Here is an 11,816-nt window from a genome sequence, read left to right on the forward strand (position 1 = left end):
TCTGATGGTCGAACGGCTGCTGGTGGATCTACGGGACGACGGCCTCGTACAGGTGTCGTCATGGCCCACGGGCGAGCAGTATCCGCGGCCGGCCGGTGATCCGGTGGAGTTGGTGTGGCCTTTGTCGGACGAGGACCTGACCGACTTACGGTGGTATCTGGAGCGGTACCTGCGCCTCCCCACCGCCGCCTACGGCGAACGCGGCGCACGGGTGGCGGCAGCCTTGCCGCAGTGGGGGGAACAGGTCTTCGCGGCGGTGTTCGGGTCCGGGCCGGCCCGTGACGCGTACGTGGCGGCGAGGGCGCGAGGCGGGCCCGTCGAGATCGCGCTGCTGTCGAAGTCGGCGGAGCAGTTGGGGCGTCCGTGGGAGCTGATGGTTGCTCCGGGCAGTCCTGTGCCGGTGGCGCTGGACGGGGTGGCGATCTCGCGCACGCTGCAGAACACGGGGATGGCGGAGGTCTTCGAGGTCCCGGGTTCGCGGCTGCGGGTGCTGATGGTGATCTCCCGGCCCGGCGGGACGGCGGATGTCGGGTATCAGATGATCGCGCGGCCGCTGCTGAGGCGGTTGGAGGCGGTGCGCGGGAGCGTGGAGTTGGTCGTACTGCGGCCTCCGACGCTGGAACGGTTGGGTGAGGTACTCAGCGAGGCGCGGGAGGCCGGGGAACCGTTCCAGGTGGTGCACTTCGACGGCCACGGCGTTTTCGGACAGACGTCCGGGGCGGGGGCGGGGGCCGGAACCGGGTGGGGCTCGGTGATGTACCAGGCGCCGGGCCCGCAGGGAATGCTGGCGTTCGAGAAGCCGGGTGGCGGGAGCGACCTGGTCGAGGCGGGCCGGGTGGCCCAGGTTCTCGCCGGGGCGAAGGTGCCGGTGGTGGTCCTGAACGCGTGCCAGTCCGCGCAGGTCGGCTCGGAGCTGGAGGCGGCGGTGGCCACGCGGCTGCTGGCCGGGGGTTGCGCGAGCGTGGTGGCGATGGCGTACAGCGTGTACGCGGTGGCGGCGGCGGAGTTCATGACCGCGTTCTATGAGCGGCTGTTCGCCGGTGACCGTGTGGCGGACGCGGTCACCGCCGGCCGCGTACAGCTGACGCTGAACGACAAACGGCCGTCGATGAAGGGGATGCTCCCGCTGGCGGACTGGATGGTCCCGGTGCTGTACACGCGCAGCGAGGCGCGCTTCTCGCATCTGCGCACGACCCGGAGCCCCGAACAGTCCGTCGGAGACATCCTGACCCGCATCCGCGAGGAGTCCGAGGCGGGTCCGGAGACGGCCGGCCAGGGCCGGGATCTGGAGCCGGTGGGCGAGTTCGTGGGCCGGGACGCGGACTTCTACACCTTGGACGTGGCCGCTCGTCTCCAACACGTCGTCGTGGTGCACGGCCCTGGCGGTACGGGCAAGACGGAGTTGGCCAAAGCCTTCGGCCGGTGGTGGCGCGACACGGGTGGCATCGATGACCCGGACTGGGTGTTCTGGCACTCCTTCGAACCAGGGGTGGCGTCGTTCGGCCTGGACGGGGTCATCAACGCGATCGGTGAGCGATTGTTCGACGCGCGTTTCGCGCTCCTGGACCCCGCCCAGCGCCAGGAGGCAATCGAAGAACTCCTCGCCACCCACCGCCTGCTGCTGATCTGGGACAACTTCGAGTCGGTACGCGGGATGCCGGACCCAGGGCGGGCCACCCCACCGCTGTCCCAGCAGGAGCAGGACAGGATGCGCGGCTTCCTGACCCGCGTGGCCGCCGGTGGCGGCGGAAGCGCGGTACTCATCACCAGCCGCACCCCCGAAAGCTGGCTGGGGCCGGAGATGCGCCGCATCGAACTCGGCGGACTGGGGCCCGAGGACGCCACCGCGTACGCCCATCAGCTCTTGGCCCCCTACCCGGCCGCCCAGCCGCAGCGGCAGACTGCCGCGTTCGCGGACCTGATGGGGTGGCTGGACGGGCATCCGCTGAGCATGCGGCTGACCTTGCCCCACCTGGACTCCACCACCGCTCGCCACCTGCTGGACGGTCTCCAGGGGACGGCCGCCCTCGCGGCGGACGATGGGGGCGGCGACCGCCGTACGTCACTGTCGGCGAGCATCGCGTACTCGTTCACGCACCTCAGCGATGAGGACCAACAGGCTCTCACTGTCCTGAGCCTGTTCCATGGCATCGCCCAAGCGAATGTCCTCGCCGTCTTCTCCGCCGACGAGCAGGCTCCCGAACGCTTCCGCGACCGAACCGGCCGGCAATGGAGGGAGCTTCTGCAACGGGCGGCGGACTTGGGATTGCTGACACCGCTGGCGGCGGGCATGTTCCGCCTCCACCCCGCGCTGCCCGCGCACCTGGCGGCACAGTGGCGCGCCCACACTCCCGACGCCTACGCCTACGCCGCCGAACGCGCCACCGCCAGGTGCGCCCTCATATCGGCCCACGCCGACTTCAGCGCTTGGCTGGACGGACATATCAACGGCGGCGATGCGCAGCTCGCGTTGGCGCTGATCAGCCATCAGCAGCGGATGCTCGGCAGCATGCTCGGTCTCGCTCTGGACCAGACCCTTTGGGAGAAAGCACAGGACATAGTCCAGCCGCTGAACACGTACTGGAGTGCACGGGGGCTGGCGGAAGAGGCGCGATCATGGTCGGATCGGGTACGGGTGGCCGTCGAATCCGACGACGGCATCCCGCCCGGCCTGGAGACCCGCGCAGGTGCCCTGTGGTTGTTCTCGACTGGAGCCCAAGCTAACCGGGAACGCGAAGATGGGCAGCTTGACCTCGCAGAAAAGACCTACCGAGCCATCCTCCATGCCCTGCGGCGAACCTGCAACGCCGAATCACGCCGGTCGCATGGCCGCGACTTATCACCAGCTGGGAATGATCGCCCAGGACCGGGGTCGGCTTGAGGAAGCCGAGGACTGGTGCCACCAATCCCTCACCATCCACGAGAACCTCGGCGACCGCCCCGGCATCGCCGGCAACTACCACGAGCTCGGCGTGATCGCCCAACTACGGGGCCAACTGGAGCACGCCGAGAACTGGTACCGCCAATCCCTCACCATCCACGAGAACCTCGGCAACCGCCCCGGCATCGCCATTGCCTGTCACCAGCTCGGCGTGATCGCCCAACTACGGGGCCAACTGGAGCACGCCGAGAACTGGTACCGCCAATCCCTCACCATCAGCGAGGACCTCAACCACCACGACAACATGGCCGGCACCTATCACCACCTCGGCGTGAACTCCCAACTACGAGGACAACTGGATGAAGCGGAGGACTGGTGCCACCGATCCCTCACCATCAACGAGAACCTCGGCAACCGCCCCGGCATGGCCATCAGCTACCACCAGCTTGGCGCGATCGCCCAGGACCGGGGTCGGCTTGAGGAAGCCGAGGACTGGTACCGCCAATCCCTCACCATCAAAGAAGATCTCAACAACCGCCCCGGCATGGCCTCAAGCTATCGACAGTTGGGGTTGCTCGCAGAGGAGCGCGGGGATACGGCACAGGCCCAGACATGGATGGTCAGGTCCGTATCCCTCTTCGAGGAGACTCCCCATCCAAGTATGGGATCGGCACTCCGTCACCTCACTCGCCTCACCGCCCAACTTGGCATGCCGTCCCTCGAAGAGACCTGGCAGGCAGTCACCGGCCACCCCCTGCCCGCCGCCGTGCGCGAGTTCGCCCTCGCCAACCAAGACAGCACCAGCGACTGACAACGGGGAGAACACCCTCATGACCGACTTCATCGAACAAGGCGCCCGAGCCGCCGCCCAGCGCCTCACCACAGCCCACAACCCAGAGCTGACCGACGACGTGGAAGTCGCCCTGGCCGCGCGCGAGGCCACCCACGGACCCGACCAGTACAGCGACCCCGTCGCCATCAGCGGCCTCGTCGTCAGCGTCGCCACTTTCGCCTGGGCGGTCTACAACGACATCCGCAGCCGAAGCGCCTCCGCCACGACCGACGCGGTCGCCCGGCGCGTACGCCAGCGGCTCAACCAAGCGGAGGCTACGCCCGCGCCGCAGCTCGACCCCGCCGAACGTGACCGGATCATCGACATCACCGTCGAGGAAACCCTCAACGCTGCCCGGGACCAAAACCCGGAGAGTGCGTAAGAACTCACCGCAGCCGGAGACGGCAGACGCGGCGCCCCCCTGGCCGCCAAGGGCCACGGGAGCGCCGCGTCGTGCGCGTACCGCGAGTCGTGTGCGTACCGCGCGAGTTCCTACAGGAACGAGTTGATCTGGATCGTCTCCGTACGGCCCGGCCCCACCCCGATCGCCGAGATCGGCGCCCCGGACATCTCCTCCAGCGCCTTCACGTACGCCTGCGCGTTCTTCGGGAGGTCGGCGAAGGTCTTCGCCTTCGTGATGTCCTCCGACCAGCCCGGCAGCAGCTCGTAGATGGGCTTCGCGTGGTGGAAGTCCGTCTGGCTGTACGGCAGTTCCTCGACGCGCTTGCCGTCGATCTCGTACGCCACGCACACCGGGATCTGCTCCCAGCCGGTCAGGACGTCGAGCTTCGTCAGGAAGAAGTCGGTGAGGCCGTTGACGCGGGTCGCGTACCGCGCGATCACCGCGTCGAACCACCCGCACCGCCGGTCGCGGCCCGTCGTGACGCCCACCTCGCCGCCGATGCGGCGCAGCGCCTCGCCGTCGTCATCGAACAGCTCCGTGGGGAACGGTCCGGCGCCCACGCGCGTCGTATAGGCCTTGAGGATCCCGATGACCCGGCTGATCTTCGTCGGTCCCACACCCGCGCCGGTGCAGGCGCCGCCGGCGGTCGGGTTGGAGGACGTGACGAAGGGATACGTACCGTGGTCGACGTCCAGGAGCGTGCCCTGGCCGCCTTCGAAGAGGACGACCTTGCCCTCGTCGATGGCGTTGTTGAGGACGAGGGTGGTGTCGGAGACGTACGGCTTCAACTGGTCCGCGTAGGTCAGCAGTTCCTCTACGATCTTGGCGGAGTCGATCGCGCGGCGGTTGTAGAGCTTGGCGAGGATCTGGTTCTTGAAGTCGAGCGCCGCGTCGACCTTCTGGGTCAGGATCGACTCGTCGTACAGGTCCTGGATGCGGATCCCGACGCGGTTGATCTTGTCGGCGTACGTCGGTCCGATGCCACGGCCCGTCGTGCCGATCTTCCGCGAGCCGAGGAACCGTTCCGTCACCTTGTCCATGGTGGTGTGGTACGAGGTGATCAGATGAGCGTTTCCACTGATGAGCAGCTTGGACGTGTCGACACCGCGGTCGTTCAGCCCGCTCAGCTCGGAGAGCAGGACGGCCGGGTCGACTACCACTCCGTTGCCGATCACCGGGATACAGCTGGGCGAGAGGATTCCGGAAGGGAGGAGATGCAGTGCGTATTTCTGGTCGCCGACGACGACCGTGTGGCCGGCGTTGTTGCCGCCCTGATAGCGCACGACATAGTCCACGGACCCACCGAGCAGGTCGGTGGCCTTTCCCTTGCCTTCGTCACCCCACTGAGCACCGAGCAGCACAAGTGCGGGCACAGGCGTACACCCCTTCCGGGCGGGGCATGTCCAAGGTCGGGGGGCGCACATACGGCGTTCGTACGTCGCGTGTGCGCCGTACGACCCGTACGGCATCGCACGACATCGCACGAGACCGCTGGACGTAGATCACAGACGCGGACCGCACGACGTCGTACGACGCAGCCCGAACCGTCGAACCGGTTGCCCCGGAATAGACGAAGCCCCTGGCGCAATAGCGCAAGGGGCTCTTGCACAAAGATGCTACCCGAGGAAGGACCGAGGTGTCGGCTCCAGGGCCCGCCGAGAACGGCGCGCAGCAGCTTCTGGTGGTCATCGACCCGGTCGCCCGCCGGACCGACGGCGAATCCGTACGGATCGCGAAGGACGTGTTGAGCGCGGGTGCGGCGGTGAAGATATGCCTTCCCGACGGGCCGGAGGAGTTCGCGCGGGCGCTGGCCAGGCGGGGCGGCCGGCGGCCCGTGGTGATCGGCGACGACCGGGCGCTGTTGCGTACGGTCGCGCTGCTCCACCGCGAGCGGGAGCTGTCCTCCGGGGCGCTCTCGCTGGTGCCGGTGGGGGCGTCGGTCGAGCTGGCGCGGGCGCTGGGGGTGCCGACGGGCGCGGTGGCGGCGGCGCGGGCGGTGCTGGACGGGGTGGTGCGGCGGCTGGATCTGCTGGTGGACGACAGTGACGGGGTGGTGCTGGGGGATCTGCACATTCCGGGGCTGCCGGGGTCCAGACGGGAGAACGGGAACGGGGGCGGGAAGTGGAAGGGACCCGGTCAGGGGAACGGCGTCGGCAACGGCTCGGGGTCGGGCTCCGGTTCCGGCTCCGGTAACGACCCCGGCAACGGTCAGCGCGACGGCAGCGGGAGCGGCGCGGGCGGGGCGCACGGCGCGGCGTCCATGTGGCACACGTGCCGTTCGCTGGTCCGCACGCTGGTACGGCCGCCCCCCGGCGCGTTCCTCGCGCACACGTACCGGCTGCGGGTGGAGGCGGACGGCGTACTGCTGAGCGATCTGGACGAGCCGGTGGAAGGGATCATGGTCCGCTCGCGGGGCGGGCGGGCGGAGGTGGTGATCCGTACACGCGCGTCGGCCGAGCCGCTGCGGGCGAGCGCGCTGTCCGTGACGGTCTCGGGGGCGAATTTCCGCTACCGGGCCGACACCCGGGTCACGGGTCCGGTCCGGACGCGGACGTGGACGCTCCGGGCGGGGGCGTGGGGGCTGACATTGCCGGCGACGTATTCCGTGCCGGGGGCTTCTGGGACGGGGTGACCACCGATAGCCTCGGGTGCCACGAAGCCGGTACCACGCCTGGGGGCCGACCGATGCACGATTCGACGCCGGAGAGCAGCGCGACGCCGGACAACTCCGGACCGGAGGCCGCGGTCGGGGAGGTGGCCCTCGACGTCACCGAGACGGCGGAGGCGCTGGCCCGCTACCGCTCGCGGGCGGGCATGTGGCTCCGCGTCGGGCTGACGACGGCGGCCGGCGGCGTGGTCGTCGAGCTGGCGAACACCGCCCGGCGCCTGGAGTGGGCGGACCTGGTGGCGGAGGGCATGGGCGGCCTGGCACTGGCGCCGCTGCTGATCGGGCTGAGCGCGCTGCGCCTGGCCCGGCTGATGCGGCTGCGGCTGGCGGCCCGCCCCTGGACGGCCCTCCCGGCGGAAACGGCGCCGCACGGCCCGCACGCGGCGGCGGTGGTCCTGCGCGACCCGGCGAGCGGCGAACTGGTCCCGCTGACCCTGGTGGGCCTCCAAGGCCGCCACCACGCGGCGGACCCCCGCCCGACGGGCGAACTGTGGTGGTGCGGCGACCCGGAGACGGGCGGAGTACTGGCCCGCCCGGGCGGCGCCGAACTGATCTGGGCCCGCACCCCGGGCCGCCTGACCCGCGACCGGATACTGGGGACGGTACGGAGGGCGGAGGACCGGGGGTAGGCGGGACCCTGGCCGGAGGGGGAAGGCACAGCAATGCACGTCCCGGCCGTCCTGGCCGTCCCGGCCGTCTCCGAGCCGAAAGCCGGGTCACCCACGCCATCAACGGGTTGCGGCTGGTACGTACTGACCCCCGCGCTCGCCGCCCTGGGTACGTACGGCGCCACGGCGTGGACCATCCGTTCCTGGGCGAGCTGCCCGCTGGGGAACGACGCCGGCAACAACATCGGCCTCCAACTGCTGATGCCGGTCGTATGGCTCTGCATGACGCTGCCGCTGCTCCTGCTGCAACTCGCCCTGCGCCGACACCCCCTCCGAGGCGGCCGGGCAACCCTGTGGCTCGTACCGCTCGCGGCTGCTGTCGCACTGACGTTGCTGTACCGCTGGGGCATGGACTGGCCGTACCACCCACCCACAGGCCAGTGCGCGGAGGGCTATCCGCTGTTCCCCTTCACGGGCAAGACGGGCCCGCATTCACCTTGACGCCTCGTCACGTCGCCGGTCGTCGCCGGTTGTGGCGGGGATCGCGTGGTCGATGAGGACGGCGGCGATGGCGGCGGCGGTGGGGAAGGCGTCGGCGTTGAGGACCCGGGTCCGGGCCGCGGCGCCGTCGAGGAGCAGCGCGAGCTGCTCGCCGAGCTGTTCGGGGTCGGCGGCGCCGGCTTCGCGGGCGGTGTCGGCGAACCGCGCGGCGACGGCCTTCTTGTAGTCGCGCGCGTACTGGGACGCCGGGTGCTCGGGGTCGTGGAGTTCGACGGCGGCGGCGATGTACGGGCACAGCGGGGTGGTGGCCGGGATGTCGAAGGCGGCGAGGAGCCGTTCGCGGGGCGTGAGGTCGGTGCGGTCGAACACGCCGGACAGAACGGCGGGGTCGAACCGGCGCAGGTACTCGGCGACGAGTTCGTCCTTGCCGGCGAAGTGCTGGTAGGCCGTGCGCTTGGACACCTGGGCCGCCGCGCAGAGCTGGTCCATGCCGGTGCGGTTGATTCCCTGCTCGCGGAACAGTTCCTGCGACGCGCCCAGGATGCGCTCGCGGGCGCCCCGGCCGCGGCGGCTGCCCTTGGGGCCCTTCTCCAACTCCGTCATGGAGCCATCGTACCCCCACTGGGTAACGACCGGTGTACATAGTTGCGCCCCGGCCGCGCCGCCCGTACCGTAAGCACACAGAGCGGTGTACTTAACGCCGTCACCCCAGGTGCGCACGGCACCACCGACTCAAGGGAGCCACTGTGGGAAAGCTGGACGGCAAGGTAGCGGTCATCACCGGCGGCACCACCGGCATGGCGCTGGCCGGAGCGAAGCTGTTCGTCGACGAGGGAGCGCACGTCTTCATCACCGGCCGCCGCCAGGACGCCCTGGACGAGGCCGTGAAGCGGATCGGCCGCAACGTCACCGGCGTCCGGGGCGACGCCGGTGACCTGGACGACCTGGACCGCCTGTACGACACCGTCAAGCGGGAGAAGGGAAGCCTCGACGTGCTGTGGGCCAGCGCCGGCGTGGGCGCACCCGCCCCGCTCGGCGAGATCACCGAGGCCCACTTCCACGACGCGTTCTGGCTCAACGCCCGCGGCACCCTGTTCACCGTCCAGAAGGCCCTCCCGCTCTTCAACGACGGCGGCTCCATCCTCATGACCGGCTCCAACGCCTCCCTCGGCGCCTTCCCCGGCTGGAGCGTCTACGCCGGCAGCAAGGCCGTCCAGCAGGCCTGGGCCCGCGTCTGGCTCAACGAGCTCAAGGACCGCCGCATCCGCGTCAACGTCCTGACCCCCGGCCAGGTCGCCACCGCCAAGCAGGCGGAACTCTTCGACGAGGCCACCAAGCGCCAGTTCGAGTCCCTCATCCCTCGCGGCGAGATGGGCCGCCCCGACGAAATCGCCACCGCCGCCCTCTTCCTCGCGTCCGACGACTCCAGCTACGTCAACGGCATGGAACTCGTCGCCGACGGCGGCACCACCGCCATCTGACCCCGACAACGCACCACGAGGGCAGGACATCCCATGAGCGACATCAGCATCATCGGCACCGGGAACATGGCCCGCACCATCGGCACGCGGGCGGTGGCGGGCGGCAACACCGTCGAGGTCATGGGCCGCGATCGGTCCAAGGCCGCCGACCTGGCCAAGGCCCTCGGCGGCGGCGCCACGACGGGAGAATGGGGCACCGTCCCGACCGGGGACATCGTCATCGTGGCCCTGTTGCACGACGGTGTCGTGCCGGCCGTCGTCCAGTACGGAGACGCGCTCGCGGGCAAGGTCATCGTCGACATCAGCAATCCCTTCAACTCCACGTTCGACGGGCTGGCCCACCGCGAGGAGACCTCGATCGCACAGGAAGTCGCCAAGGCGGCCCCGGCCGGCGCCGGCGTGGTGAAGGCGTTCAACACCGTCTTCCGTCATGTCCTGGAGAAGGGTCGGCCCGACGTCTTCATCGCCGGCGACAGTGCGCGCGCCAAGGCGAGCGTGGAGGCGTTCATCGAGAGCCTCGGGCTGCGCCCGCTGGACGTCGGCGGCCTGAAAATGGCGCACTGGCTGGAAGGAGCGGGCGTGGTCGCGGTGGGCCTCGCCAACCACGGGGTGGGGAACGTGGACTTCGCCCTCGGCATCACCGAACTTCCTGTCTAGGCGCCGAGGACACGGGCGACACGGCGGCTTCGGGCATTCGGTCCCGTATCCGGCATCCGGTAGGGCGGCGTGCTAGAGATAGGGACGAATAGTCCCCAATCAGGAGGTATGTGACGATGCGTTCAGCTCTTCTCCGTGTGACAGCCACGCTGGGTGCCGCGGCGGCCCTGGCCCTCTGCGGCGCCGGCGCGGCCTCCGCCGACGACATGTGGTCGGCCGGTGGCGCCGGGGACACATGGTCGGCGGGTGGCGCCCACGAGGTGTGGCCGGTCGGTGTGGGCAACTCGGGTGCCTTCAACAACGGCGTCGGCAACGCCGGTGTCGCCAACTGGGGTGTGGGCAACGCGGGCCTCGGCAACACGGGCGTCGGCAGCTCCGGCATCGGGAATGCGGGAATCGGCAGCTCCGGCATCGGCAACTGAGGGATCTGGCCACACCTACTCCGGCCCCACGCACCCCGGCCGGCCGCTCCCCCTTGCGGCCGGCCGAGGTGCGTAGCGCGCCGCCCGCCGGCGGCTCAGCGGATGCCGAGTGCGACGAACTGGGTGACCGCGTCCTCGGCGAAGTTGTCGTCGCTGACCAGGACCAGGGTGCGTTCGCCGTTCGGCAGGGTCGGACCCCAGGTCATGCCCTCGGTGTTGTCGACCCTGGACAGACCCAGGTCCGCCAGGTCCGCGACCAGCTTCTTCCGCAGCGGGACGATCTTGCGTCCCTTGAGGGAGTCGAGGTGCCGCACGTCGGTCGCGCCCCGAGTGGTGGCGTCGAAGAGGCGGATCTTGTAGCCCGCGCCCGCCACCCAGGTGCGTTCGAGGACAAAGTAGCGGCCGGGGTCACCGGGGTACGCCAGGATCGCGGGAACGCCGGTGTCGGGCGGATACGTGCTGGACCCGTCCGGCGCGGTGAAGATCTTTTCGAGCGGGTAGGCGAACTGCCCGAGCACCTCCCCGGCCCGGCTCTGCTGGGTGACGCGGACCAGCGCGCCGTGCTGGAGGGTCGGCTCGGGGCCGTCCTGGAGCAGCGGCCCCTCGACGGCGCTGGTGAGCACGCTGCCCCCGGCCCCGAACGTGATCGCCTCCACCGCCTTGTTCCGCGCGATGCCCCAATCGCCCCTGGTGATCTTGTAGTTGGGCGGCAGCGGCAGTTGCCCGCGGTAGGCACCGGAACGGGTGGCGAACTGGATCGACGGCTGGATCACCGGCGCGTCCGACGAGCTCGGCCGGTCGCCCTCCTGCGCCCACCAGTAGTCGCAGCTCCGCGGGTCCACCCGCACTTCCTCCGGGTCCACGGCCTTTCCGTCGCCTGCGCTCACCGGCGGATAGACCTCGCCGTCCGGCTGGAGGAACGGGTGCGTGCCGGTAAACTCGACGGAGTGCACCCCGGCGCCGTCCACCGCGATCCGGGCGGTGTAGAAGCGCGCGGGCTGGAGCACGGAACGGTCGTCGCTGATCGCGACGTACTCACCCGTGCACGGATCCCGGTCGATCCCGGACAGCCCGCCGACGGTCGTGCCCCGGAACGGGAGCTTGTGCGGAACGATCTTCTCGCCCAGCAGCCGGGCCTTCGCCCCGATGTCGGACCGTACGGCCGAGCCGCCCCGCGCGGCGCTCTTGTCCCGTACGCCGTTGTTGTTCGACTGTGCCGCCACGGCCGGAGCCATCGTCGCCGCCAGCACGACGGCCGCGACACACGCACGGCGGATCAAGGAGGGTTTCATAGAGATGATCTTGGCGCGCCACGAGCGCCGGGCGCAGTCACCCATAGGTGTGACGGGGAGGCGCAATGGGG

12 protein-coding genes are annotated in these 11,816 nt (G+C 70.1%); 9 read left to right on the forward strand and 3 right to left on the reverse strand.

Going from position 1 to position 11,816, the window contains the following annotated elements:
• The first annotated feature begins 4 nt into the window (after positions 1-4).
• The 3 genes from ACIO1C_RS27200 to ACIO1C_RS27210 are packed head-to-tail and all read left to right on the forward strand — an operon-like array spanning position 5 to position 4,095.
• Positions 5-2,881 carry a CHAT domain-containing protein gene (locus ACIO1C_RS27200; protein WP_401867932.1) on the forward strand — a complete coding sequence of 959 codons (2,877 nt, stop codon included), beginning with the start codon at positions 5-7 and terminating at the stop codon, positions 2,879-2,881.
• Positions 2,853-3,692 (forward strand): tetratricopeptide repeat protein, encoded by an 840-nt coding sequence (locus ACIO1C_RS27205; protein ID WP_401867934.1) that lies wholly within the window; start codon positions 2,853-2,855, stop codon positions 3,690-3,692. Before ACIO1C_RS27200 ends, ACIO1C_RS27205 begins: the two co-directional genes overlap by 29 nt.
• A gap of 19 nt (positions 3,693-3,711) precedes the next feature.
• A complete protein-coding gene (locus tag ACIO1C_RS27210; RefSeq protein WP_401867936.1) occupies positions 3,712-4,095 on the forward strand; it encodes a hypothetical protein in 384 nt (127 codons plus the stop codon).
• A gap of 110 nt (positions 4,096-4,205) precedes the next feature.
• Here the strand turns inward: ACIO1C_RS27210 and ACIO1C_RS27215 are convergent, their stop codons facing one another.
• A complete protein-coding gene (locus ACIO1C_RS27215) occupies positions 4,206-5,489 on the reverse strand; it encodes an adenylosuccinate synthase (protein ID WP_401867938.1) in 1,284 nt (427 codons plus the stop codon).
• 263 nt (positions 5,490-5,752) lie between these two features.
• Here ACIO1C_RS27215 and ACIO1C_RS27220 point away from each other — a divergent pair, with 263 nt between their 5' ends.
• Genes ACIO1C_RS27220 through ACIO1C_RS27230 form a run of 3 tightly spaced genes read left to right on the forward strand, consistent with a single transcriptional unit; the run spans position 5,753 to position 7,893 of the window.
• Positions 5,753-6,748 (forward strand): diacylglycerol kinase, encoded by a 996-nt coding sequence (locus ACIO1C_RS27220; protein WP_401867941.1) that lies wholly within the window; start codon positions 5,753-5,755, stop codon positions 6,746-6,748.
• Positions 6,749-6,801: 53 nt separating this feature from the next.
• On the forward strand, positions 6,802-7,413 hold the full coding sequence (locus ACIO1C_RS27225) for a hypothetical protein (protein WP_401867943.1): 612 nt from the start codon (positions 6,802-6,804) through the stop codon (positions 7,411-7,413).
• A gap of 33 nt (positions 7,414-7,446) precedes the next feature.
• Entirely contained in the window at positions 7,447-7,893 is a 447-nt protein-coding gene (locus ACIO1C_RS27230) for a hypothetical protein (RefSeq protein ID WP_401867945.1), read from the forward strand.
• On the opposite strand, the gene ACIO1C_RS27235 is transcribed toward ACIO1C_RS27230, so the two are convergent.
• On the reverse strand, positions 7,885-8,496 hold the full coding sequence (locus tag ACIO1C_RS27235; RefSeq protein WP_401867948.1) for a TetR/AcrR family transcriptional regulator: 612 nt from the start codon (positions 8,494-8,496) through the stop codon (positions 7,885-7,887). The two genes, ACIO1C_RS27230 and ACIO1C_RS27235, sit on opposite strands and share 9 nt — an antisense overlap.
• A gap of 143 nt (positions 8,497-8,639) precedes the next feature.
• Here ACIO1C_RS27235 and ACIO1C_RS27240 point away from each other — a divergent pair, with 143 nt between their 5' ends.
• The 3 genes from ACIO1C_RS27240 (at position 8,640) to ACIO1C_RS27250 (ending at position 10,453) form a co-directional block, all read left to right on the forward strand.
• Positions 8,640-9,374: an SDR family NAD(P)-dependent oxidoreductase gene (locus tag ACIO1C_RS27240; RefSeq protein ID WP_401867950.1), complete on the forward strand. Its 735-nt coding sequence runs from the start codon at positions 8,640-8,642 to the stop codon at positions 9,372-9,374.
• A 33-nt stretch (positions 9,375-9,407) separates the two neighbouring features.
• A complete protein-coding gene (locus ACIO1C_RS27245; protein WP_401867952.1) occupies positions 9,408-10,031 on the forward strand; it encodes an NADPH-dependent F420 reductase in 624 nt (207 codons plus the stop codon).
• Between the two features lie 116 nt (positions 10,032-10,147).
• A complete protein-coding gene (locus ACIO1C_RS27250; RefSeq protein WP_401867954.1) occupies positions 10,148-10,453 on the forward strand; it encodes a hypothetical protein in 306 nt (101 codons plus the stop codon).
• A gap of 95 nt (positions 10,454-10,548) precedes the next feature.
• Here ACIO1C_RS27250 and ACIO1C_RS27255 read toward each other — a convergent pair whose 3' ends face one another.
• Positions 10,549-11,745 carry an esterase-like activity of phytase family protein gene (locus ACIO1C_RS27255; RefSeq protein WP_401867957.1) on the reverse strand — a complete coding sequence of 399 codons (1,197 nt, stop codon included), beginning with the start codon at positions 11,743-11,745 and terminating at the stop codon, positions 10,549-10,551.
• Positions 11,746-11,816: the final 71 nt, after the last annotated feature.

The organism is Streptomyces sp. NPDC087420 (assembly GCF_044744165.1).
Classification (GTDB): Bacteria; Actinomycetota; Actinomycetes; order Streptomycetales; family Streptomycetaceae; genus Streptomyces.